The organism is Silanimonas sp. (assembly GCF_027531545.1).
Lineage (GTDB): Bacteria > Pseudomonadota > Gammaproteobacteria > Xanthomonadales > Xanthomonadaceae > Silanimonas.
This window is the reverse complement of sequence record NZ_JAPZSC010000020.1, coordinates 122,721-146,325: the sequence shown is the minus strand read 5'-3', so window position 1 is coordinate 146,325 and position 23,605 is coordinate 122,721. Positions and strand designations below refer to the sequence as shown.

Annotated in this window: 23 protein-coding genes; 18 read left to right on the top strand and 5 right to left on the bottom strand. The window is 69.1% G+C overall.

Translation table 11 applies throughout. The annotated features are described in order from the left end of the window. Positions 1 to 25: 25 nt before the first annotated feature. A complete protein-coding gene (locus O9280_RS13410; protein ID WP_298343701.1) occupies positions 26 to 745 on the bottom strand; it encodes a hypothetical protein in 720 nt (239 codons plus the stop codon). A 335-nt stretch (positions 746 to 1,080) separates the two neighbouring features. Between O9280_RS13410 and O9280_RS13405 the strand changes: the two genes are divergently transcribed. From O9280_RS13405 to O9280_RS13395, 3 genes are read left to right on the top strand one after another with little or no spacing between them, the layout of a single operon-like run. Continuing rightward, on the top strand, positions 1,081 to 2,739 hold the full coding sequence (locus tag O9280_RS13405) for a phosphoethanolamine--lipid A transferase (protein WP_298343698.1): 1,659 nt from the start codon (positions 1,081 to 1,083) through the stop codon (positions 2,737 to 2,739). A gap of 32 nt (positions 2,740 to 2,771) precedes the next feature. Next, positions 2,772 to 4,496 carry a gamma-glutamyltransferase gene (ggt, locus tag O9280_RS13400; RefSeq protein WP_298343695.1) on the top strand — a complete coding sequence of 575 codons (1,725 nt, stop codon included), beginning with the start codon at positions 2,772 to 2,774 and terminating at the stop codon, positions 4,494 to 4,496. A 20-nt stretch (positions 4,497 to 4,516) separates the two neighbouring features. After that, positions 4,517 to 5,395 (top strand): pseudouridine synthase, encoded by an 879-nt coding sequence (locus tag O9280_RS13395; RefSeq protein ID WP_298343692.1) that lies wholly within the window; start codon positions 4,517 to 4,519, stop codon positions 5,393 to 5,395. A gap of 59 nt (positions 5,396 to 5,454) precedes the next feature. On the opposite strand, the gene O9280_RS13390 is transcribed toward O9280_RS13395, so the two are convergent. The 3 genes from O9280_RS13390 to O9280_RS13380 all read right to left on the bottom strand — a co-directional run bounded on the left by O9280_RS13390 (position 5,455) and on the right by O9280_RS13380 (position 8,089). Next, complete coding sequence (locus O9280_RS13390; protein ID WP_298343689.1) at positions 5,455 to 5,994, bottom strand: hypothetical protein; 540 nt, start codon at positions 5,992 to 5,994, stop codon at positions 5,455 to 5,457. Beyond that, the gene (locus tag O9280_RS13385; RefSeq protein ID WP_298343686.1) at positions 5,991 to 6,527 is read right to left on the bottom strand and encodes a hypothetical protein; all 537 of its coding nucleotides are present in this window, start codon (positions 6,525 to 6,527) and stop codon (positions 5,991 to 5,993) included. The genes O9280_RS13390 and O9280_RS13385 overlap by 4 nt, the downstream gene beginning before the upstream one ends. 74 nt (positions 6,528 to 6,601) lie before the next feature. Then, a complete protein-coding gene (locus O9280_RS13380) occupies positions 6,602 to 8,089 on the bottom strand; it encodes an AAA family ATPase (protein ID WP_298343684.1) in 1,488 nt (495 codons plus the stop codon). A gap of 91 nt (positions 8,090 to 8,180) precedes the next feature. On the opposite strand from O9280_RS13380, the gene O9280_RS13375 reads away from it, so the two are divergent. The 9 genes from O9280_RS13375 to O9280_RS13335 are packed head-to-tail and all read left to right on the top strand — an operon-like array spanning position 8,181 to position 16,708. Next, entirely contained in the window at positions 8,181 to 8,813 is a 633-nt protein-coding gene (locus tag O9280_RS13375; RefSeq protein ID WP_298343681.1) for a ParA family protein, read from the top strand. A 13-nt stretch (positions 8,814 to 8,826) separates the two neighbouring features. Continuing rightward, a complete protein-coding gene (locus O9280_RS13370; RefSeq protein ID WP_298343678.1) occupies positions 8,827 to 9,303 on the top strand; it encodes a histidine phosphatase family protein in 477 nt (158 codons plus the stop codon). Continuing rightward, positions 9,294 to 9,887 carry a YceI family protein gene (locus tag O9280_RS13365; protein WP_298343674.1) on the top strand — a complete coding sequence of 198 codons (594 nt, stop codon included), beginning with the start codon at positions 9,294 to 9,296 and terminating at the stop codon, positions 9,885 to 9,887. The genes O9280_RS13370 and O9280_RS13365 overlap by 10 nt, the downstream gene beginning before the upstream one ends. A 56-nt stretch (positions 9,888 to 9,943) precedes the next feature. Continuing rightward, positions 9,944 to 11,764, top strand: coding sequence for a phospholipase D family protein (locus O9280_RS13360; RefSeq protein ID WP_298343671.1), 1,821 nt, complete (start codon positions 9,944 to 9,946; stop codon positions 11,762 to 11,764). A gap of 59 nt (positions 11,765 to 11,823) precedes the next feature. Then, positions 11,824 to 12,432, top strand: a complete 609-nt coding sequence (locus tag O9280_RS13355) for a YkvA family protein (RefSeq protein ID WP_298343668.1) — start codon at positions 11,824 to 11,826, stop codon at positions 12,430 to 12,432. A 52-nt stretch (positions 12,433 to 12,484) separates the two neighbouring features. Then, positions 12,485 to 12,880, top strand: a complete 396-nt coding sequence (locus O9280_RS13350) for a hotdog fold thioesterase (protein ID WP_297865329.1) — start codon at positions 12,485 to 12,487, stop codon at positions 12,878 to 12,880. A 3-nt stretch (positions 12,881 to 12,883) separates the two neighbouring features. After that, entirely contained in the window at positions 12,884 to 13,636 is a 753-nt protein-coding gene (locus tag O9280_RS13345; RefSeq protein ID WP_298343665.1) for a lysophospholipid acyltransferase family protein, read from the top strand. 60 nt (positions 13,637 to 13,696) lie between these two features. Then, the gene (locus O9280_RS13340; protein ID WP_298343732.1) at positions 13,697 to 14,719 is read left to right on the top strand and encodes an alpha/beta fold hydrolase; all 1,023 of its coding nucleotides are present in this window, start codon (positions 13,697 to 13,699) and stop codon (positions 14,717 to 14,719) included. Positions 14,720 to 14,758: 39 nt separating this feature from the next. Then, the gene (locus O9280_RS13335) at positions 14,759 to 16,708 is read left to right on the top strand and encodes a tetratricopeptide repeat protein (RefSeq protein ID WP_298343663.1); all 1,950 of its coding nucleotides are present in this window, start codon (positions 14,759 to 14,761) and stop codon (positions 16,706 to 16,708) included. 37 nt (positions 16,709 to 16,745) lie between these two features. On the opposite strand, the gene O9280_RS13330 is transcribed toward O9280_RS13335, so the two are convergent. After that, positions 16,746 to 17,588, bottom strand: coding sequence for an undecaprenyl-diphosphate phosphatase (locus O9280_RS13330; RefSeq protein ID WP_298343661.1), 843 nt, complete (start codon positions 17,586 to 17,588; stop codon positions 16,746 to 16,748). 64 nt (positions 17,589 to 17,652) lie between these two features. Between O9280_RS13330 and O9280_RS13325 the strand changes: the two genes are divergently transcribed. The 6 genes from O9280_RS13325 to O9280_RS13300 all read left to right on the top strand — a co-directional run bounded on the left by O9280_RS13325 (position 17,653) and on the right by O9280_RS13300 (position 23,598). After that, complete coding sequence (locus O9280_RS13325) at positions 17,653 to 18,066, top strand: hypothetical protein (protein WP_298343658.1); 414 nt, start codon at positions 17,653 to 17,655, stop codon at positions 18,064 to 18,066. Between the two features lie 141 nt (positions 18,067 to 18,207). Then, positions 18,208 to 19,617, top strand: coding sequence for a type I glutamate--ammonia ligase (gene glnA / locus O9280_RS13320; RefSeq protein WP_298343655.1), 1,410 nt, complete (start codon positions 18,208 to 18,210; stop codon positions 19,615 to 19,617). A gap of 135 nt (positions 19,618 to 19,752) precedes the next feature. Further along, positions 19,753 to 20,235 carry a GNAT family N-acetyltransferase gene (locus O9280_RS13315; RefSeq protein WP_298343652.1) on the top strand — a complete coding sequence of 161 codons (483 nt, stop codon included), beginning with the start codon at positions 19,753 to 19,755 and terminating at the stop codon, positions 20,233 to 20,235. Positions 20,236 to 20,285: 50 nt separating this feature from the next. Next, a complete protein-coding gene (locus tag O9280_RS13310; RefSeq protein WP_298343649.1) occupies positions 20,286 to 21,539 on the top strand; it encodes a hypothetical protein in 1,254 nt (417 codons plus the stop codon). Positions 21,540 to 21,550: 11 nt separating this feature from the next. Beyond that, positions 21,551 to 22,810 (top strand): hypothetical protein, encoded by a 1,260-nt coding sequence (locus O9280_RS13305; RefSeq protein ID WP_298343646.1) that lies wholly within the window; start codon positions 21,551 to 21,553, stop codon positions 22,808 to 22,810. After that, complete coding sequence (locus tag O9280_RS13300) at positions 22,807 to 23,598, top strand: N-acetylmuramoyl-L-alanine amidase (protein ID WP_298343642.1); 792 nt, start codon at positions 22,807 to 22,809, stop codon at positions 23,596 to 23,598. The genes O9280_RS13305 and O9280_RS13300 overlap by 4 nt, the downstream gene beginning before the upstream one ends. Positions 23,599 to 23,605: the final 7 nt, after the last annotated feature.

Below are 23,605 nucleotides of genomic sequence, written 5' to 3'. Positions count from 1 at the left end.
GTGACCAAGGCAACGCGCATGGGCGTCAGTCCCCGAGAACAAAGGCGTCAGGGATCTCGTAACGCTCGGTGCCGAGGATGGCGATCGTGGTGTCGCCTTCGCGGCGCGATTCCGTCGCCATCGCGGCGGTGCCGTCTGCTTCCGCCGTGGAGAAGGTCAGGAAGCTGCCGTCGGGGTTGAAGAAGATCGTGCGCTGGCGGCCGTCGGCCAGGCTCACCTCGACGTAGGGGCCGGTCTCAAGGCCCCGCACCACGCCGGCATCGCAGAAACCCGGCGCGGCGCCCTTGTAGCCCTCGCAGCGGACTTGCGCCGTGGCGTGGTAGGGCGTGCCTTCGACAAGGGCGTCGCCTTGGCCGTCGCCATCGCCGGCAGCGGCCGGGCTGTTCGGCACGGAGACGAGGAACACGCCGTCGACCTCCCCGACGGCCGTGCCGCCGAGCGCCGCTGCCGCCTCGACCGCCGGGCAACCGACGAGGCTCGCGCTGTCATCGAGCCAATTGACGGTGGCGGCGCTTTCGCCGATACGCCGGCAGGCGTCTCCCGATTGCGGGAAGCCGTCGCCGACCACCACGAGGCTGGCGGGCCATACGAATGCCGATGCCGGCTCCGGTGCGACGCTCTCTGCGGGCGCGTCATCGGGCGTGGCCGTGGGTGTGCTGGCTGGGGCGGACTCGTTCGAAGGGCCGCAGCCGGCCAGTGCGAGGGTGATCGCGACGACGACCAGCGGAAGGTTCGGGCGGTTCATGGCATTCATGGCGGCAGTGCTCGCGATCGGGGTGGATGGGCGGAACGGTCGACGGGGCCGCCACCGCGGCAGCCCCCGGTCGTTGGGCTAATGTACGACTCCGAGCGGTCCACCGAACTCGCGCGATTCATTTCGTGCTGAAGGCGCGGCGCCGCGCTGGCCATCGCGCTTCGGCGACTTTGCCGAATGGATGAGTCCCCTCGCTCGGCGCGATACGAATTCGCAGCAGAAGAAGCGTTCGCATTGCGATTAAGCATCGACTAACGGAAGGTTTGCGAAAGCGCGCGAACAACGGAGCACACTGCGCGCCCTTGCATCGCCATCGTTGAATCACCTTGTCCGTCCGCACATTCGTTGACTTCCGCCGGCCGACGGTGGGCAGCGGCACCTTGGCCCTGCTGGCTGCGCTGTACTTCAGTCTCGCGTCGAACGCCTCGTTCTGGGCGGCGTTCCGCGCGAGCGAGCCCGGCCACTCCGCCGGCGCGTGGGCGCTGGGGCTCGGCATGTTCGTGGCCATCACTGCGCTGCATGCCGGCCTGCTGCTTCTCGTGGTGAACCGCTGGACGCGGAACGTGGTGCTGCCCGTCGTGTTCTTCATCACCGCGGCGGCGGCGTTCTACATGGACCGCTACCACGTCTATATCGACCGTGACATGGTCGCGAACGTGCTGGTCACCGAACCGAAGGAAGCCCGCGAGCTCATCACGCCCGATTTCTTGCTGGCCTTGATGCTCCACGGACTGTTGCCCTCCGTGCTGGTGTGGTGGACGCGTGCGCCGTCGCGCAGCGCGGGGAAGGGGATCGCGATGCACGCCGTCGGCATCGCCATCGCCTTCGTCGTCGCCCTAGGGGCGATCGGACTGAACTACCAGTCACTCTCGTCCTTGATGCGCAACGAGAAGTCGATGCGTCACTTGATCGCTCCGGGCAACTGGATGGTCGCCCTCGGCAAAGCCCTGCGCGAGCGGCGCGGAGCGGATGCGCCGCGCCAGATCATCGCGACCGATGCCCGCATCGAGCGCCCTGCGGGGGCGCGGCCGCGGTTGGTCGTCATCGTCGTCGGGGAGACGGTGAATGCGGCCCACTGGGGCCTCAACGGCTACGCCCGGCAAACGACGCCGCGGCTGGCTGCGCTCGACGGCGTGAACTACCCCGACGTCGAGGCCTGCGGCACCAATACCGAGGTGTCCCTGCCGTGCATGTTCTCCAGCCAGGGATTGCACGACTACGACCGCGAATCCATCCGCGGCAGTGAGTCGCTGCTGCATCTGCTCGCCCACCTCGGTGTCTCAACGCTCTGGCGCGACAACCAGACCGGCTGCAAAGGAATCTGCGAGGGCCTGCCGTTCGAGAGCTTCCTCGAAGCGAACGTGCCCGGCCACTGCGAGGGCAACCGGTGCTTCGACAGCGTGCTGCTGCACGAGCTCGATGCCGCGGTCGCGCGCATGCCCGGCGATGCGGTGGTGGTGCTGCAAATGCTGGGCAACCACGGGCCGTCCTGCTACGCGCGTTATCCCGAGGCCTTCAAGCGTTTCACGCCGGTCTGCGAGGTCGATGAACTCGGCGACTGCGAGCGCGACACCATCGTCAACGCCTACGACAACGCCATCCTTTACACCGACACGGTCGTCGCCGATGCGGTCGCGTGGCTGGAGGGCCAATCTGCCGCGCGCGATACGGCGCTGATTTACCTCTCCGACCATGGTGAATCGCTTGGGGAGTCCGGCCTCTACCTCCATGGCGTGCCGCGGATGATTGCGCCCGAAGAGCAGCTGAAGGTGCCGATGTGGCTGTGGCTCTCGCCGGCCTTGCGCGAGGCCGACAGCATCGAACTCGCCTGCCTTCGGGAGCAGGACGCCGATCCGCGCACCCACGACGTGCTGTTCAGCACCGTCCTCGGGCTGATGCGGGTGGAGACGGCGGCGCGAATGCCGGGTGAAGACCTCCTCGCGCCCTGTCGGGAAGTCCGCCGCACGAGCTTGCTCGCGCCGTAAAGTCGGACTCCCGCGTTCCACCGGAGCCCACCGTGTCCCGATCCGCCCTTCGCCCCGTCGCCCTCGGCCTGCTGCTGGCCTCGTCCGCCCTCGCTGCGCCCGACGCGGCCGCCGCCGACCGCATTACCGGCCGCGACTTCGCCACGCGCTCCGAAGTGTTTTCGAACCAGGCCATGGCCGCCACCTCGCACCCGCTGGCCACGCAGGTCGCGCTCGAGGTGATGCGCAAGGGCGGCACGGCCGTCGATGCCGCCATCGCCGCGAACGCCGCGATCGGCCTGATGGAACCCACCGGCAACGGCATCGGCGGTGATCTCTTCGCCATCGTCTGGGACCCGAAGACCGGGAAGCTGCACGGCTACAACGGCTCGGGCCGTTCGCCGCTGGGCCTCACCCGCGAATGGTTCGACGAACAGAAGATGGCGCTGATCCCGTCGCACGGCGCCTTGCCGGTGACGGTGCCCGGTACCGTGGACGGCTGGTTCGCGCTGCACGGGCGCTTCGGCAAGCTGCCGATGGCCGATCTTCTGCAGCCCACCATCGACTACGCACGCAACGGCCATCCGGTGCACGAGACCATCGCCTACTACTGGGATCGTTCCGTGCCGCGCCTGTCGCAGTTCCCGGGCTTCACCGAGCAGTTCACCCTCGACGGGCGCGCGCCGCGCACCGGCGAGCGCTGGACCAACGAGAACCTCGCCCGCACGCTGGAGCGCATCGCCACGAACGGGCGCGCCGGCTTCTACGAAGGCGAGCTGCCGAAGGTCGTCGAGGCCTACTTCAAGGAAAACGGCGGCTTCCTCGCCGCCGCCGACTTCGCCGCCCACAAGGGCGAATGGGTCGAGCCGGCGAGCGTCAACTACCGCGGCGTGGATGTGTGGGAACTGCCGCCGAACGGGCAGGGCATCGCCGCGCTGCAGATGCTGCAGATCCTCGAAGGCTACGACTTCAGCAAGATCGCGTTCGGCAGCACCGAGCATCTGCACCTGCTGACGGAAGCCAAGAAGCTCGCCTTCGCCGATCGCGCGCGCTACTACGCCGACCCGAGCTTCCATCCGGCGCCGGTGGCCGGCCTGATCTCCGACGCGTACGCCGACACACAACGAGCGCGCATCAATCCGAACCGCGCGCAGACCGTGGTGGCGCCGGGCACGCCGCCCTCGCTGGACGAAGGCGACACCATCTACCTCACCACCGCCGACAGCAGCGGCATGATGGTGTCGTTGATCCAGAGCAACTACCGAGGCATGGGCAGCGGCATGACGCCGCCGGGCCTCGGCTTCATCTTCCAGAACCGTGGTGAGCAGTTCTCGCTGAAAGCTGGCCACCCGAACGAGTACGCCCCGGGCAAGCGGCCCTTCCACACCATCATCCCCGCCTTCATCACCAAGGACGGCCAGCCCTGGGTGAGCTTTGGCCTGATGGGCGGCGCCATGCAGCCGCAGGGCCACGTGCAGATCGTGATGAACCTCGTCGATTTCGGCATGAACCTGCAGGAAGCCGGCGACGCGCCGCGCCTGCACCATGACGGTAGCGATGAGCCCGTGGGCGCGGTGACGCCGATGAATGATGGCGGCGTCGTCCAGCTCGAAACCGGTTTCGACTACGCGACCATTCGCGGCCTGATGCGCCTCGGCCACCACATCGAGTTCGCCGACGGCCCCTACGGCGGCTACCAGGCCATCGCGAAGAACCCGCACGGCGGCTGGGTGGGCGCCAGCGAGAGCCGCAAGGACGGGCAGGCGGCGGGCTACTGAGCGCGCCACGGGGCGGTGCCGTGAGCCCACGCCACTGCCCGCCCGCCATCGATGGCCTGCCGGCCAGCACGCTCCAGTTGCCGCCGGGGCCGTGGGCGACGCTGATCGATGGCCTGAGCGCGCACTTCCCCGCAGTTTCGCGCGCGGTGTGGATGGATCGTTTCGCCCGCCGCCGAGTGCTCGGTGACGACGGCCACGTGCTGATGCCCGACACGCCGTATCGCGTTGGGTTAGACGTGTACTACTACCGCGAAGTGGCGGACGAGCCGCACATCCCGTTCGAAGAAACCGTGCTGCACCTCGACGAGCATCTCCTCGTTGCCGATAAGCCGCACTTCCTGCCGGTGATTCCCAGCGGCGCGCACGTGCACGAAACCCTGCTTGCGCGCTTGATCCGCCGTACCGGCAACACCGATCTGGTGGCCCTGCACCGAATCGACCGCGAGACGGCCGGGCTGGTGCTCTTTTCAACGAACCCGCAGACGCGAGCGACCTACCAAGCCCTGTTTCCCGAGCGACGCATCGAGAAGTACTACGAGGCAATCGCGCCGGCCCTGCCGCACCTGGAGTTTCCCTTGGTCCGTCGCAGCCGCATGGTGCCCGGCGAGCCCTTCTTCCGAATGCGCGAGGTGGAGGGCGAACCAAACAGCGAGACGCGCATCGACGTGATCGAGCGCGGAGACACGTGGTGGCGCTATGCGCTACAGCCGATCACCGGGAAGAAGCACCAGCTGCGGGTGCACATGGCCGCGTTGGGTGCGCCGATCCGGAATGACCCGTTGTATCCCGAGGTGCGGTTTCGGGAAGCGGGGGACTTCGAGGCGCCGTTGCAGCTGGTGGCGAAGAGCCTGGGCTTCGTGGATCCGGTGAGTGGCGAGCTCCGGTCCTATCGTCGCTGAAGACATTGCGCACGCCACCCGTCGGCGCTGACGCACGTTACTGCTCCAAAGGTGCCTTCTCAGTACATCCACCAGATCACGAGCGCGGAAAGCAACGCCAAGCCGATCCGATGAGCCCAGAGGTTCTTCCAGAAGATCAGCACCACGGGAATCAGATAGATCACCACGAAACGTTCAACGATCTGTTCCGGGGTGTAGCTCCCGCCGTAGCCCAGATGCGCGATGGTGCCCGCGGTCGTCGGCACCATCATGGCGATCATCACCACGTGAGAGTGGGCCATGTAGAACTCGTCAAGCGATGCGTGACGATCCGCATCGTCTGGGAACATGACCGTGCTGACCACGACGTAGGGCAGCGCCACGAACAGCCCAATGATGAAGGCGGTGGCGTCGATGGGAACGTTCTGCAGCGCGTTCCAAGCAAACAACCAGTTCAACACGGCATGACTCAGTAACCAGACTCCAAGCAAGGGCAAGCAGACGCCGACTTTTGTGGTCTGCTGCACACGCCATAGCTTCCCGAACCCGATGCCAACATTGGCCACGGCAATGCCGAGAACGAGTCCGAAGAATCCGAAGTAAAACTCGAACGCGCTCACCGGAAGAGCCCCAGGAGAACCCAAGCACAGATCACAACCAAGCCTGCGCGATTGACGTTTCGTCCGCTGAATGGGATGAGAGCCAAAGGCAACAGGAACCGCAGCATCAGCCAGATCGAAGTCCAATCCGTGGTGAGATTTCCGTTCACCACGTACCAGAGGATCGAGAAGCCCGGGGTGGCGGCGAGTGCCAAAAGCAAGACCTGGCGATGATCGAAAAAGTGCGTCTCTAGCGACATTTCACCGCCTGCAGGCGGAAACATGGCGCGACTGAGAAACACCATGGGAAGCGCGAAGGCGACCAAAGTGATGAGCTGCCATGGTCCTACGTCTACGCCGGACCAATTGCTCCAGAAGCGCAGCCAGAGATTCATCGTGGCGATCAACACAATCGCCGCCAGCATCGGGGTGCAAAAACCAACCTCAACCGCGCGACGGTCGCGCCACATGTCCGCGAAGCCCGTTGCGACATTGGCTGCAGCGAGGCCCAGCAAGACGCTGTAGAAGGTGAAGACGTATTCGAAGTCACTCATCAGCGCGATGCCCCAACGGCGGTGTGGTGGTAAGTGGGTGGGTGGTCCTGACTATAGTCGAGAGTGCTGGCTTCTCAATCCGCCGCCACGGTCCTCGTACTCGCCCATTCGCGCAGCGCATTCACCTGCTCGGCCATCAGCACGCTCAAGGGTTTCGTGAGCTGCATCTCCTGCAACACGTGTTTGGCGTCCATCGGCTCGCCGGCGCCATGCGCGGCATACAGCGCGCTGACCACAGCCTGCTCGATCTCCGCGCCTGAGAAACCTTCGCTGGCTTCAATCAAAGGCGCGAAGTCCCAGCCGTTCACGTCCACCTTGCGCCGCTTCAAGTGCAAACCCAGCACCGCCTCGCGCACGTCGGGTTTCGGCAGATCGACGAAGAAGATTTCGTCGAAACGGCCTTTGCGCAGCAGTTCCGGCGGCAGTTGGTCGATGGCGTTCGCGGTGGCCACGAGGAACACGCCGCTCTTGTGCTCGGCCATCCAAGTGAGGAAGGTGCCGAGCACGCGCTTGCTGACGCCATCGTCGCTGGTGGATGACGCGAGGCCTTTCTCGATCTCATCGATCCACACCACGCAGGGCGACAGCTGTTCGGCGGAAGCCAAGGACTCGCGCAAGTTGCGTTCGGTCTCGCCGTGGTACTTGTTGTAGAGCGCGCCGAAGTCGAGGCGCAGCAACGGCACGCCGAAGCCGCCAGCCACGGCCTTCGCGGCCAGGCTCTTGCCGCAGCCCTGCACGCCGAGCAGCAGGATGCCGCGCGGTGAATCCAGCCCCGGCGGCAGCGGTTCGCCGCGCAGACCGGCGCCACGCTGCTCGACCCAGCGTTTGAGCTTGCGCAATCCCGCGACGTCGCTGAACTTCGTGGTGTCGGGCTCGTATTGCAGGGTGCCGCCCTTGTTCAGCAGTTCGAACTTGAGCTTGCCGAGCCGCGGTAGGTCGCTGGCATCCAGCACGCCGTCGTCGAAGATCAGCTGGCGGACGATGCGCTGGGCGTCGACCATCGATAGCCCCTTGATGTTTCGCACCAGTGCCACCTCGGCGCCGGGGTCGACCACGACGCGCTTGCCGCCGTGCTCGCGGGCATAGGCCAGAAGCTCATCGCGCACCATCTTGCGCAGCGCCTTCTCGTCCGGCAGGCGCAGCGAGAAGCGTACGGCGCGCGACTCCAATTCGGGCGGCAGCTCGATCTTCCCCCCCACCATCACGATCGTGTGCTGCACGCCGTTCTCGGCCTGCATCAGTTCGCGCAGCTGGCGCTGGTGGCTGGCGTAGCCGAGGTAGGGGTGGAAATCGAGCAGCAGGTACAGGCCGCGTTGGGTGTGGCCGGCCATCGCGCGCAGGGCGCTGCTGGCGTCCGAGCCGCCGCGCTCTTCCTGTTCCAGGTCCATGTCGAGGCGCACGAGGCCGGTCGTGATCGTCCAGCGGTACAGCGGCCGGAACAGTTCGGCCAACAGGCCGCGGAACAGCTCCACCGCGCGCGGCTCTTCCGGCGTCTCGATCAGGATGAGCGGCGTGCCGGCGCGCACCAGGGCGGCCAGGTCCTTGAGGTCGTGGGTGGGCATCCGGGGGCAGGGCACGGGAAGACAGCGCAGGAGTGTACGGGCCGCGCCGCCTTGCTACAGTCCCCCGCAGGCTCGACAGGTAGGCGCGCTCATGCAGACGATCCTCGTGGCCAGCTCCAAGGGTGGTGCCGGCAAGACCACGCTCTCCACCCAGCTCGCTGGGCATTTCGCCGTCAGCGGCAAGGCCACCGTGCTGGTGGACGCCGACCCGCAGGCCTCCTCCACCCGCTGGTGCGAGAAGCGCGCCGACCTCGACACCGCGGTGCTGCCGGTGAACGGCCATTCCCGCGCCTTCCGCAAGCAGCTGCCCGAAGATGCCGAGCGCGTCATCATCGATGCCCCCGCCGGTGCCATGGCCGACGACCTCGAGCCCTTCCTCGAGATCGCCGATGTCGTGCTCGTCCCGGTGCTGCCCTCGGCCATCGACATCGAAGCCACCGTGCCCTTCCTGAATACGCTGGCCCAGGTGCCGCGCATCAAGAAGGGCAAGCTGCCCGTCGGGCTGGTGGCGAACCGCGTCAAGGCCTGGACCTCGGTGAGCCAGCAGGCTGTCGAGCAACTGCAGTCCTGGCCCTACCCCCTGGTGGCGCAGCTGCGCGATTCGCAGGCCTACGTGCTGCTCGCGGCGCTCGGCCGCTGCGTCGACGATTACCGCTCCGAGCAGATGCGCGGCCACCAGGACGATTTCGCGGCCATCTACCGCTGGATCAAGAAGCACACCTGACCCAAGGAACCCCATGCGCGACCTGATCCTCCTTCGCCACGCCCACGCCGAGCCCGCACAGCCGGGCCAGTCCGACGCCGACCGCCCGCTTTCGCTGCGCGGCCAGGCCGAGGCTGAAGCCGCGGCCCAGTGGTTGAAGTCCCACAACGCGAAGCCGACGCGCGTGCTCTGTTCGCCGGCGCGCCGCACCCGCGAGACGCTGGAACGCGTCCTCGAAGCCTTGGGCTACACCGAAGTGCGCTACGAGCCGCGCATCTACGATGCCGCGCCCGGCACGCTCATGGCCGTGCTCGACGAGCACGCTGACATCGACCACGTGCTGATGGTGGGCCACAACCCCGGTTTCGAGCAGGTCGTGGCTTTGCTGCATAGCGGCATCAGCGGCGAGGCGCGGGGCATGCCCACCGCCGGCATTGCGCGCCTCAGCCTGCCGGCCGGCGCCGCGCTCGAACCGGGCATCGGCACGCTCACCCAGTTCTGGTGGCCGTAGGCGGACTGCTGTTCGCTCTCGCGGGGGGCGTGGCGCTCGCCACGGCGCCGCCGCCCGCAGCCGACACCGGCGAGGCCGCGCCCGCCTGCCGGGGTCGCATCGACGACGCTGCCAGCGAAGCCCGCTTCGTCGTCGATGTTCGCTTGCCGATCAAGGCCGAGGGCCGCTTTGTTGGCATGGAAGGCGAGCTTGTGCCCCGGCCGGACGGGCAGTGCGAAGTGCGAGTCCGGCTCCGCGCCGACACCGTCGAATACTCCGGCCCGGAATGGATGGCGAAGCTCACGCGCTCGCCGGCCTTTCTCGATGCGGGATCCCACCCCGACGTGGCCTTCGATTCCGCGGCTTTCCCCGTGGCGTGGCTGAACGAGGGCGGATCGATCCGCGGCCGCCTCAGGCTTCGCGGCCGCGAGCGGCCCGTAGAATTCGCGCTCCGTCCCGCCGAATGCGACACCCCCGGACAGGCTTGCGCGATCCGCGTCAGCGGTGAGGTGAGCCGGCGCGATTTCGGCATGCAGGCCTACCGCTTCACCGTGAAGGACCCCGTGCGCTTCGACTTCGCCATCCGCCTCGAGGCCTCGCCGTGAGCGGCGCAGGGCCGTGCCCGGCGGGCGGGTTCGCGCGCCGCTGCCGCACGCTGGCCGTGGCCCTCGCGGCCGTGTTGATGGCGGCCTGCCAGAGCCTGCCCGCGCCCGAGCGGGCGGCGATCGCGGCGGAGATGGTCGCGGCGCGCAGCACCGTCGTCGATTGCGCGCTGCCCGAGCGCTGCGCCACGCCCTCCGGCTTCCGCGAGGCCGGCGTGGCGAAGCTCGCGGCGTCCACGCCCGAGGCGCCGCAGCACGAGCTGGTGTTGCTGGAGCGCGGCCCCGACGCCCTCGCCGTGCGCCTGGCCTTGATCCGCTCGGCCCAGCAGCGCATCGAGCTCAAGAGCTTCATCTTCGAACTCGACGACAGCGGCCAACTGGTGCTCGACGCCCTGCTCGACGCCGCCGAGCGCGGCGTGCGCGTGCGCGTGCTGCTCGACCAGCTGTATGGCCTCTCGGAGCCGAACCTGCAGGCGGCACTGGCCAGCCACCACCGGAACTTCGAGCTGCGGTTGTACAACCCGACCTTCGACGAGGCGCGCACCCAGCCGCTGCAGTTTGCCGCCGGCATCGTCTGCTGCTTCCGCCGCTTCAACCAGCGGATGCACGGCAAGACCCTGGTGGTCGACGACGCCGTGGCCATCACCGGCGGCCGCAACGTGCAGGATCGCTATTTCGACTGGGACCCGGTCTACAACTACCGCGATCGCGACCTCGTCGTGGCTGGGCCGGCGGCCCGCGCCATGCGCGACGAGTTCGACCTGTTCTGGGACGCCGAACGCAGCGTGCCCGCGGAGGGGCTCGTCGACGTGGCGGAGCGCTGGCGTCGTGACGGCGGAGCGCCGCCCGGCCGCCTCGATTTCCGCGATCGGCTCGACGAGGGCCGGCTGGGCACCATGCGCCAGGCCGCGGCGGACGATGCGGCGCTGCGAGCGGGCCTGCGCGAGGCGACGTTCGAGGTGGGGCCGGTGCGTTTCATTGCCGACCTGCCCGAGAAGCACGCTGGCGGCGCGGCGGCGTGGCGCGACGCCAGTGAAGCGATGCGCGCCATCATCGCCGGCGCCCGCGAGGATGTGTTGTTGCAGACGCCCTACCTGGTGATGTCGCGGCCGGCGCGCGAGCTGTTCCACGACCTGCAGGAGCGCGACGACCGGCCGACGGTGCGCGTCTCCACCAACTCGCTCGCGGCGACGGATGCCTTCCCCGTCTACGCCATGAGCCACAAGTACAAGCGCGCCTACCTGCGCGAGCTCGGCTTCCGCATCCACGAGTACAAGCCCTATCCGACCGACACGCCGATCGACCCGGCGTCGACGGGTGCGCTGGGCGCGCAGGCGGCGGCCGATTTCCCGCTGTTCGGCTCGGCCACCCGCGGCAGCGGCAACGGGCCGGTGCCCCTGCGCCGCGCCGGGGTGCGGGTGGGTCTGCACGCGAAGTCGATCGTCATCGACCGCCGCATCGCCATCGTCGGCACGCACAACTTCGACCCGCGCTCCGACCACTGGAACACCGAGAGCCTCGTGGTCGTCGAGGGCGCCGCCTTCGCCGACGCGCTCTCCGACGCCATCGAGCGCGACATGGCCCCGGAGAACGCCTGGCTGATCGCCCCGCGCGCCAAGCCGCCGCTGCTGTCCGGCATCAGCTACAGCCTGGGCAAGCTCTCCGAGGCGCTGCCGATCTTCGACCTGTGGATCTGGCCCTTCCCCTATGCCCGCAGCTACGCGTTGAGGCCGGGCTGCGAGCCCCTGCCGTGGGGCGACCCGCGCTTCTTCGAATGCTGGGAGGACGTGGGGGATTTCCCGGAGGTCGAGGTGGGCAGCAAGCGCATCTACACCCGCATCATCACGGGCTTTGGTGCGGGCCTGACGCCGATCTTGTGATTGACGCCGCCACGCCCCCCGCCTAGGCTCCCGGCGATCCCTCACACCCAGCGCCAGCCATGTCCCTGACCCTGACGATCCAACTCTCCGACCGCGACCTCGAGCACTTCACCAAGGCCATCGAGGCCGCGCGCGTCGCCGCCGAACACAAGTCGGCTGCCGACGTGATGGCTGCCGCCACCGGCCTGCTCGCGACTGCCCAGGCCAGCCAGCTGCCCGACTTCATCGCCGACCGCCTCGACCAGCTCGACACCCTCGTGGCGATGGTCAAGGACGAGGGCTGGGCGCTTCCGGAATCGGACGCCAAGCGCGTCATCGGTGCGCTGGCCTACTTCGCCGACCCAAAGGACATCATCCCGGACCACGTGCCGGTGCTGGGCTTCCTCGATGACGCCATCGCCATCGAGCTGTGCGTCCGCGAGCTCGGCCACGAGTTCGAGGCCTACGACGATTTCTGCGAATACCGCCAGGGCGAGGCCGAGCGCCGCGGCGTGCAGCCGGCCACCGTCGGCCGCGCTGACTGGCTGGAAGGCCGCCGCGAGGAGCTGCAGAACCGCATGCACCGCCGCCGCGAGCGCGAGGAAGGCCAGGGCTACGGCAGCAGCTCGGGCTACGGTCGTCGCAGCTACCTGAAGAACGTCTGGCGCCCCAGCACCTACGTGCGCTGACCCCTTGGCGGTGCAGGCGTCATCGGGCGGCCCCTTCCGGCGCCGCCCGCCGATCGACGTGCTGAACGCGCAGCGTGAGGGCTGCGCGGTCGGCCATCTCGGCATCGAACTCACGGAGCTTGGCCCCGACTTCCTGCGCGGCCGGATGCCCGTCGACGCTCGCACCAAGCAGCCCTACGGCCTGTTGCACGGCGGCAGTTCGGCCCTGCTGGCCGAGACCCTCGCCAGCATCGCCGCCAACCTCTGCATGGAGGAGGGCGCCGGCCAGGCGGTGGGCCTGGAACTCAACTGCAACCACGTGCGGGCGATGACGGAAGGCTGGGTCGTGGGCACCGCCCGCCCGCTGCACGTGGGCCGCAGCACGCAGGTCTGGGACATCCGCATCGAGGACGAGCAGGGCCGGCTCGTCTGCGCCAGCCGCCTGACCCTCGCCGTTCGCAAGGCCTGAGCGATGCGCGCCCTCCGCACCCTGTGGCGCCTGCCGTTCCTCGCGGTGCACCTCGGCGTGTTCCTGCCCCTGTTGGTGGCCGTGCTGGTCTTCCCGGGCAGCCGCCGCTGGGCCTGGAACGGCGAGTGCCTGCACGGGCGGATGATCCGCCGCTGGTCGGCGGGCCTGATGCGGGTGTTCGGCTTCACGGTGAAGCGCTTCGGCACGCCGCTGCCGGGCGCCGTGCTGTTCGTGGCCAACCACGTGAGCTGGATCGACATCGAGCTGTTCCACAGCCAGCTCTGGGCCGGCTTCGTCTCCAAGGCCGAGGTCGAGAAGTGGCCGCTGGTCGGTTGGCTGGCCAGCCTCGGCGGCACGATCTACCACCATCGCGGCAGCCAGGATTCGCTGCACGGCGTGATGCACCAGATGGTGCTGCGCCTGGAGGAGGGCCGCCCGGTGGCGGTGTTTCCCGAAGGGCGGACCACGTCGGGCGAAGGCCTCGGCGTCTTCCACGCCCGCATCTTCCAGCCCGCCGTGCTGGCCAACGTGCCGGCCCAGCCCGTGGCCCTGCGCTATGGCGCCGGTGGCGACGCCCAGACCATCGTCGCCTTTGCCCCGAACGAGACCTTCATGGGCAACTTCGTGCGCCTGCTCGGCGAGCCCTCGCGGGTGGCCGAGGTGCATTTCCTCGAGCCGGTGTCGCCGAGCGAAGACGGCCGCCGGCGCATGGCCGACGCCTGCCGCGAGCGCATCGCCGCGGCTTTGGCGCGTTAGAGCGCGGCCAAGGTCGCACTGCATTAGGCTTCCGCGACGCCCCACCGTCGCCACCCCGTGCTGACCGCTTCCGATTACCGCCCCCCCGTCTGGCTGCGTAACGGCCACGTGCAGTCGCTGCTTTCCGCCGCGCCGCCGCGTCGCCTTGCCGGCGAACGCCTGCTGCGCGCGCTGGCGCCGCGCATCGAGGAATGGCTGCTGCCGGCCGGCGACGCGACCCTGCAGGCCTTCCACCTGACCCTGCCGGCGCGCCCGCCGCGGGGCGTCGCCCTGCTGCTGCACGGCTGGGAAGGCAGCCACCGGTCCAGCTACGTGCGACACACCGCCAATGCCCTGCTCAAGGCCGGCATCGACGTGGTGCAGCTCAACTTCCGCGATCACGGCGAAACGCATCACCTCAATCCGGAGCCCTTCCACTCCTGCCGGCTCGACGAGGTCGTGCAGGCGGCGAAGTCCGCGCAGGCGCGGCTTCCGGCGCTGCCCTGGTTCGTGGCGGGGTTCTCGCTGGGCGGCAATTTCGCGCTGCGGGTGGCCTGCGCCGCGCCGGCGGCCGGCCTGCAGCTCGCCCACGCGGTGGCCGTGTGCCCGGTGGTGCACGGCGAATCCGGCCTGCGCGCGCTGGAGACCGGCTTCCCCCTCTACCACTGGTACTTCATGATGAAGTGGCGGCGCTCGCTTGAAGCCAAGCGCCGGCACTTCCCGGACCGCCACCGCTTCGTGACGGCGGACCTCGACCGCGACATGCGCGGGCTCACGCGTTTCCTCGTCGAGCAGTACACCGAGTTTCCCACCCTCGAGGCCTACCTCGACGGCTACGCCATCGCCGGCGACCGGCTGGCCGGTTTGCAGGTGCCGGCCTCGATCCTGACGGCGGCCGACGACCCGGTGATCCCGGTGGCGGACTTCCATGACCTGCGCCTGCCCTCGACCGCGAAGCTTGAAATCGCCGAGCACGGCGGGCATTGCGGCTTCATCCTCAACGCCCGGCTGGAAGGCTTCGCGGAGCGCTGGATCCGCAGTCGGTTCCGCGCGGCCCTAGGTTCGGCGGCCCCGGCCGGAGCCGGTACACTCGCCGGCCACTGATCGCGGGCGTGACGCCGGCCGCCCTTTCCGAGGAATCCCATGCTGCAAGATGCCCTGACCGCGCTGCGCGCCGGTGACCTGTCCTCCGCCGCCGCGGCCTTGGACCGAGCACTCGTCGCCACCCCTGACCGGTCCGACCTGCTCACCCTGCGCGCCTTTGTCGACCTGCAGGTGCGCGATACGGCGAAGGCCGAGGCGGGCTTCCAGGCCGCGCTGGCCCATGACCCCAACCAGATCGACGCCTATCTCGCGCTGGCCCACATGGCCTGGGCGCGCGGTGACCGCAAGGACGCCGAGAAGCACCTCGCCTACGCCAAGCGTGTCGATGCCCAGCATCCGCGCGCGTTGGTGCTCGATGCCTGGATGGCGGGCAGCGACGGCGAAGCCGATCGCTCGCTGGCGCTGCTGCACGCGGCGGCCAAGCGCACCCAGTCCGATCCGATGGTGCTTGCGGCACTCGGTCTGGGCCTGCTCGAGCGTCGTCATTACGCCTTTGCCGCCGAGGCGCTGCGCCGGGCCATCGACCTGAGCCCCGCCTCTCCGGCCCTCCGCGCTGCCCTCATCGCGGCCTTCGACGCCCAGGGCCACCTCGACCTTTCGTTCGCGGAGGCGCTGTCCTGGCGCGCCGTGCAGCCGGAGTCGTTGCTGGCGCACTGGCACCATGCGCGACTGCTGGCGCTGCTCGGCCGCCTGGACGATTCCGTGGCCGAGCTCGACGGCCTGCTGGCCAACGCGCCGCGACACGCCGAGGCGCTCGAACTCGCCATCCGCCTCCGTGGCCGGCTGGGTGGCACCCAGGCCGTGGTGGCCGACCTCGAGGCGCGCGTGGCGACCGATCCGGCGTGGTCCTTGCCATGGCGTCTGCTGCTCGGCCTGGTGGAGGCCGGCGACGTGGCTGCGATGGTCCGGCGTTGGCACGCCGCGGCGCCGGACAGTGGCGAAGCCGAGGAAGTCGCCGCGCTCCTCGCGGAACAGGAGGGGCGCGTCGCCGAGGCGATCGACCACGCCGAGCGCGGTATCGCCCTGGAGCCCCTTCTCACGGAGGCGCGGTTGCTGCTCGCGCGCCAAGCCCTCTCACTGCCGCCCGAGGCGGCCGTGGCTCGAGTGCAAGGCCTCATCGCCGCGGCATCGATGCCCGAACAGGCCCGCGCGCTGCAGGGCTGGCTCGGCCAGGCCTGCCATCGCGCTGGCCGCCATCGCGAAGCCCTGCTGGCCTGGCGGCGAATGTGGACCGACGGGCCGGCCTTTGGCCTGCCGCTTCCGAATCCGGAGCCTGCCGAGTCGGCGCGCCCCGCGGCGGACGGTGGCGAGGGTCGGCTGTTGTGGGGTCTTCCGGGCAGTCGCATCGAGCGCGTGCAGGCGGCGCTGATGCCGGCCCTCGGCGGGCGATTGCTGCTTGATCGCTGGCATGCGCCGCGCCGCGATGACGGCTTCAATCTGTTCCGCGCCGGTCCGGCCGATGATCGCGGGGGCACGGCCCTGCGCTGGCGTTCGGCCCTTGAGGGTGCGGGTCTCGTGCCGGCTGAGGTCGTGGATGCGTTGCCCTTCTGGGACGGTTGGACGCAGGCCATGCTCCATGGCACGACGCTGGTGGTCGTGCTTCGCGACCCACGCGACCTGCTGTTGAACTGGTTGGCGTGGGGGAGTTCGCTTGGGCTGGGCTTCCCGGCCCCGGACGTGGTGGCGGCATGGCTGCATCGCACGCTCGAGCACCTCGTGGCGGCCGAAGCCGACCCGCGGGTCCGTGTCGAGCGCATCGACGCCGACCTGCTCGACAGCGACCCTGCGGCCTTCAGCGCGCGCCTGCAGGCGATCTTCGACCTGCCCACGGCCCCGGACCCGACGCCTGCCCTCCTGCTCGGCCGTGGCCCGAGCGGCTTGCCGAATGACTTCCCTGCCGGCACCTGGCGGAACTACGCCGAGCCCCTGCAGGGCTTGTTCGCGCCGTTCACCGAGATCGCGGTGCGCCTCGGCTACCCGGCCGAGTGAAGCCCGGCGGGTGCGGCGCCTCGCGCGCCGCGCCGTCTTACTGCCCGGGAAGGAACAGCAGCAGGCCCAGGCCGAGCACGATGCGGTACACCGCGAAGACGGTGAAGCGCCGCGACTTCACGTAGGCCAACAGCCAGCGCACCACGACGAAACCGGTGAGCGCCGCCGCCGTGAAGGCCACCGCCAGAGCCGCCCAGTCCTCGCGCGGGGCGGCCGGGTTGCGCGCGTATTCCAGCAGCGCGTAGGCGCTGGCCGCGAACATCGTCGGGATGCCGAGCAGGAAGGCGAACTCCGCGGCTGCCGGGCGTGAGGCCAGGCCGGCGAGCATCGCCGCGAAGATGGCCGCCGCCGAGCGCGAGGTGCCCGGGAAGACGCCGGCCAGCACCTGCGCCAGCCCCACCCAGATCGCGATGTTCCAGCTCACCGCCGGCAGCGAGGACGCCAGCGAGCCGCTGTTGTTGACGTCCGCCGTCACGGCGCGGCGTGCGGCGCGCGCTTCCACCACGCGCTCGATCAGGATCATCGCGATGCCGCCGAGGATCAGCGCGATGGCCACCGGCCACACGGTTTCCGGCAGCTCCCAGCCCAGCTTGCGCACCGGCAGGCCCACCGCGGCCGTCACGGCGAAGGCCACGCCCAGTTTCAGCACGTAGTCCTGCGCGGCGCGCTCGCGCCAGCCCGTGGCCAGTGCCCAGAGGCGCGCGCGGAACACCAGCAGCACCGCGAGGATCGCGCCGCTCTGGATCACGATGTTGAACAGGTCGGACTCCGGCCCGAGCCAGTGCTGCGCGATCAGCAGGTGGCCGGTGGACGACACCGGCAGGAACTCGGTGAGGCCTTCGAGGACCCCGAGCAGCAGGGCGATGAGCAGGTCGTTCAAGCGGGAGGCGGCGGCAGGGGACGCGGCAGTGTACGCAGCCGCGGCGACCGCGCACGATGCCGGCATGGATGCCGTGCCTGCCGCCCCCACCGCGCCGCTGCGTTTCGCCGCCGCCTACTTCGGCGCGGTGTTCGTCGCGGGCTTCGTCCTCGGTGTGGTCCGCACGCTGTGGTTGGCCCCTGCCGTAGGGCCGCTCGCCGCCGTGGCCCTCGAGCTGCCGCTGATGCTGGGGTTCAGCGCCTTCATCGCGGGCCGCCTGCTGCGCCGATGGCCCCTGTCGTGCGGCTCGGCGGTGGTGGCCGGGAGCGTCGCCCTGCTCCTGCTGCTCGCCGCCGAGGCGGGCGTGTCCCTGCTCGCCGGTCGCGAGCTCGCGGCGCACTGGGCGCTGTATCGCACGGCCGAGGCGCAGCTCGGCCTCGCCGGGCAGCTCGTGTTCGGGCTGCTGCCTGTCCTGCGCGCCGGACGAAAAAGCCTCTAGTGGTGCATTAGATCGTCCATGTTGGTGCAAGCCCCATTCCAGACGATTGCCAAGTCATTGATTTCTTGGGAATGATGCCGCCCGCGCGCCTTGGCATGGGCCTTGCTATCCATGGGGCATCCACCACCCATCGGAGCGGCCATGAGCCTCGAGAACGTCCAGAAGCTGATCAAGGACCACGCGATTGAATTCGTCGACCTGCGTTTCGTCGACATGCGTGGCGTCCAGCACCACGTCACCTTCCCGGTGAACATCGTCGACGCCGCGCTGTTCGAGGAAGGCAAGATGTTCGACGGCAGCTCGATCTCGGGTTGGAAGGGCATCAACGAGAGCGACATGATCCTGCTCCCGGATGCCACCTCGGCTTTCGTCGACCCGTTCTTCGCCGACCCGACCATCGTCCTGCTCTGCGACGTGCTCGACCCGTCGACGATGCAGGGCTACTCGCGCTGCCCGCGCGGCGTCGCCAAGCGCGCCGAGGCCTTCCTGAAGTCGAGCGGCATCGCCGACCAGGCCTTCTTCGGCCCGGAGCCCGAGTTCTTCATCTTCGACGGCGTCCGCTTCAGCAACGACATGGGCAAGGTCGGCTACGAGATCTTCTCGGACGAGGCCGCCTGGGCGACCAACCAGAAGCAGGACGGCAACAACCACGGCTACCGCCCGACCGTGAAGGGGGGCTACTTCCCGGTGCCGCCGACCGACTCGCTGCATGACCTGCGCGCCGAGATGTGCAAGGTGCTCGCCGCCGTCGGCCAGGAAGTCGAAGTGCACCACCACGAGGTGGCGAACGCTGGCCAGTGCGAGATCGGCGTCAAGTTCAACTCGCTGGTGAAGAAGGCCGACGAGCTGACGACGATGAAGTACATCGTCAAGAACGTCGCGCATCGCAATGGCAAGACCGCCACCTTCATGCCGAAGCCGATCGTCGGCGACAACGGCTCGGGCATGCACGTGCACCAGTCGCTGTCGAAGGGCGGCAACAACCTTTTCTCGGGCGACGGCTACGGCGGCCTCTCGCAGATCGCGCTGTGGTACATCGGCGGCATCTTCAAGCACGCCAAGGCCATCAACGCTTTCACCAACTCGACCACCAACAGCTACAAGCGCCTGGTGCCGGGCTTCGAAGCCCCGGTGATGCTGGCCTACTCGGCCCGCAACCGCTCGGCCAGCTGCCGCATCCCGTACGTGTCGAACCCGAAGGCGCGCCGCATCGAGATCCGCTTCCCCGACCCGATGCAGTCCGGCTACCTCACCTTCGCCGCGCTGATGATGGCCGGCCTCGACGGCATCAAGAACCAGATCGATCCGGGTGCCGCTTCGGACAAGGACCTGTACGACCTGCCGCCGGAAGAAGAGAAGAACATCCCGAAGGTCTGCCACTCGCTGGACATCGCGCTGGAAGCGCTGGACAAGGACCGCGAGTTCCTCAAGGCCGGTGGCGTGTTCTCCGACGACTTCATCGACGGCTACATCGACCTGAAGATGCAGGAAGTGACCAAGTTCCGCGCGGCCACGCACCCGCTCGAGTACGCGCTGTACTACGCGATCTGACGATCGCGCGGTGCCGGCGGGGGAGCGCCGGTGCTTTCGACAACGGACGTCGACGGAGCCGGCCCGCGCAAGCGGGCCGTTTTCGTTGGTTGTGTCGGCCTCCGCAGGGAGGCGAAGGCTTCAGCGAGGGAACCCATGGCGACACCGGGAATCAACGACATCGTGCGCATCCAGGAGGGCGGCCTCGAGCATCCCGCCGTCATCGCGCTGGTGCGCCAGCACCTGGCCAGCGCGGCGGAGCACTCGCCGCCCGAAAGCGTGCATGCGCTGGGCGTCGAGCGCTTGCGGCAGCCGGGCTTGCGCCTCTTCACTGCGTGGGTGGGCGACGAGCTCGCGGCGATGGGCGCGGTCAAGCGCCTCGCCGCCGACCATGCCGAACTCAAGTCGATGCGCACGGTGGATGCCTTCCAGCGACGTGGCATTGCGGCCGTGATGCTTCGGCACCTGCTGCAGGTGGCCGCCGACATGGGCTGCAAGCGCGTCAGCCTTGAAACCGGGTCGATGGCCGCCTTCGCGCCAGCGCGCGCGCTGTACGCGCGCTTCGGCTTCGTCGTGTGCCCGCCATTCGGTGACTATCGCGCCGATCCCTGCAGCGTGTGCATGACGCGGATGCTCTGATCCGATTGGATTGCTAGGCTCTGTCGCACCCCCCCATCAAGGACGAAACCATGTCGACCGTCTGGCGTTGGCTCTCCCGCGTGCTCTCCGTGATCGCCCTGGCGATCGCCGTCGTCTTGGCGCTCTACGCCTACGGCCGGCTCACGACGCCGACGCCCTCTCAGCGCGACGCACTGGCGCTGATGCAGGAGAGCGCCCCGATGCCCGAGGGCGAGAACGGATTCCCCCTGCTGATGGTGGCGTCGCCGCCCGAAGGCGATTGGCCGATGGCGCTGTCTTGCCGTGGCGAGGGTGCATCCTGTCTTGACGCCGTGCAGTCCGCCCCCGAGGCCCACGAGGCGGCCCTGCTGGCCAATTCGCCCGCACTCGATGCCGCGGAGCGCGCACTCCGCGCCCCGGTGTTCCGCAACCCCGACATGACGCCGGCCGCCACTGACGTGCTGCCCCCTTTCCAGATGGTGATCCGGCTTTCGGCTCGGCGCGCCTTTGAATTCGCGGCCGGTCGCGAATCCGCCGCGCTGGGAGCGACGTGTCGTGACGCCGCCGACTTCGCGCGTTGGTCGCGCGAACAGGACAGCATGGTCCACGCCATGATCGCGGTCGCGGGCTTTCGGCAGTCCGCCGCGCTGATCGGTGAGATGCGTGCTCGCACCCCGACCGTGCCGATGCCTGACGCCTGCCTCGCCTTGGCGGCGTTGCCGGATCCGGCGGCGGAAGGGCTGATTTGCGACGGCTTGCGAAGCGAGTGGCGGATGATTGACGGGATCGGCATTTCGGTCGTCGACCAGGTGCCGGAGGCGCAGCGTCCGAGCGTGCATTGGCTGCACAGCCCGGAGCAGTTCTCCGCCCGCAGCGCAGAGCGGATGGCCGGCTACTGCGGGCCTGCGGCGGTCGACGCCGCCTTGCGCGACGACATCGACGGCGCGCGCCTCGATTCGCCACCGCGTGCCATTGATCGCTTGAGCTTCCCTGTCTCGCACATCCTCGGCGAGATCGCCGGGGGCGTGATGTACGCCGATTACTGGGAGCGCCAACTCGACCATGTCGCGCGCCGCCGCCTTCTCGCGGCCTTCCTGCAGATGGAGGCGATGCCGGCCGGTCTTTCGAACGCCGAGCGCTTCGCTGCGCTTCCCGCCGAGTTGCGCGATGGGCCGCGCCCGCTGCGATTCGATGCCGGGGCGAACACGCTCGGCGTGGCCCTTCGCGGCCGCCAGCATGATGGCGCACCCGGCAACGAGGCGCTGCTGATGCTGCCATCCGTGTCGCCGGCCTCAGCCCCGTTGGCCGCCTCCCTGGCCCCATGAGGAGCCTGCCCATGTCCCTTGCTTGGCGCTGGTTGTCCCGACTGCTGCTGGCACTTCTCGCCCTGATCCTTCTGCTCGCCGCGATCTGGACCTACGGGCGCCTGACTTCGCCGACCGCGTCGCAACAGGCAGCGATCGACCGGATGCAGCGCGACGAGCCCGGCAAGGGCGAGAACGGCTTCGAGTTGCTGATGGCGCTGCCGCCGGGCCCGGAAGGCGGTCTCCCCGCCGTGTTGCGCTGCGACGAACGGGCCTCGTGCATCGCCGCCATCGATGCAGCGCCGGAAGCCAGTGCCGCAGCGATCGACGCGTCGCGCGAGCGATTGGAGGCCGCCGCCCGCGCGCTGCGCGCGCCGGTGTACCGCGACCGCCGTGCGGAGTACCTCGGGCGCGGAGATGACTTCCCTTCCTACGAGGGCCCCACGAATGTCGACAGCCTGCGGGCCTTTCAGTTCAGCACCGGCCAGACGGCCGAGGCTCTCGATGCGACCTGCACCGATACTTTGGGTGCGGTGCGCTGGGCGACGAACCCGGACGTCCTGATCGACGCCATGATCGGAATCGCCATCGTCCATCAGAACGCGCACCTGATCACCGACATGCGGCGGCGAGCGCCCAGCGACCCGCTGCCGTCGAGCTGTCGTGCGCTGGCCGAAGCCCCGGACCCCGCCGTCGAAGGCTCGGTGTGCAACGCACTTCGCGGCGAGTGGCACTACCAGCGCCGGATGTTCCCGGAGCTGGAGCGCCAGATGGCTGCCGCGCCGGAATGGCATTGGTCCAAGCCGATCACCCCCATAGTCAGCGACATCGATTGGCAGCTCGCCGCGAGTGCGCAGCACTTTGCTTCGGCCTGCAGCGAGGAGGCGCGTCGCGCCGCGGCCGAGGACCGCCCCCATGCGCTGGAGGCTCCGCCACTGCGCTGGGTCGATCGCATCGCGTTCGCGAGCTCCGCCGTGCTGATGGATATCGCGACGCCCGCCTATCGTGACTACAGCGAGCGCCAGCTCGACTACGTGGCCATGCGTCGCCTGCTCGCCGCCTTCCTGCAGATGGAAGCGATGCCCGTCGGTCTTTCAAACGCTGAGCGTTTCGCTGCGCTTCCCGCCGAACTGCGCGGAGGGCCTAGGCCGCTGGTTTTCGACGGGACGGTCAACGCCATTTCGGTGCCGCTGCGTTCCCGGCGATACGAGCAGAACGACCACCTGATGCGTCTCACCCTGCCGGTTCGTCCGGCCGCTGTTCGTGATGGCGCGAACGAGCCATCGACATGACGCCGATGACGCGCGGTTGGTCGTTGCCAGTGGTCGCGGCCGTCGCGCTGTTGCTTGCCGCATGTGCCGGCGCACCCCAGCGCAGCCCGCTGGCGGCGTGGTCGCCCTCGCCGAACCATGACGCCCGGCAGGCGCAGCTCATCGTCCTGCACCACACGCAGATGGCCTCGTTCGACGAGGCCCTGCGCACGTTGAAGTCGGCAAACGCCGGCGGACGGGTCAGCGCGCACTACCTGGTCGCCGAGGACGGGCGCATCATGCAGCTCGTCGACGAGCGCGCCCGTGCCTGGCATGCGGGCATCGGCCGCTGGGGCGCGCTCACCGACCTCAACGACGCGTCGATCGGCATCGAGCTCGACAACGATGGCACCGAGCCCTTCGCCGAGGCGCAGGTCGCGGCGCTCATCCGTCTACTCGACGACCTGTGCACGCGCCTCGCTATCCCGCGGACGGCGGTGATCGCCCACGCCGACCTCGCACCCACGCGCAAGGCCGACCCTTCCGCGCATTTCCCTTGGGCGCGCCTGGCCGCCGAAGGTTTCGGCGAATGGCCACGGGCCGATGCGCCGCCCGCGCCGGAAGGATTCGACCCGGTGCTGGCCCTGGCGCTGCTCGGTTACGACACCACGGACCTCCCTGCCGCGCTGGCCGCGTTCCGGCGGCGGTTCCGGGGCATGGACACGGCGCCGACGCCGGTGGGCAGCGACGAGGGTGCCGTGCCCGTCGCGTTCGATGACGAGGATCGTCGCCTGCTCTTCGACCTGGAGCAGCAGCGGTTGGGGCGCTGATCGGCAG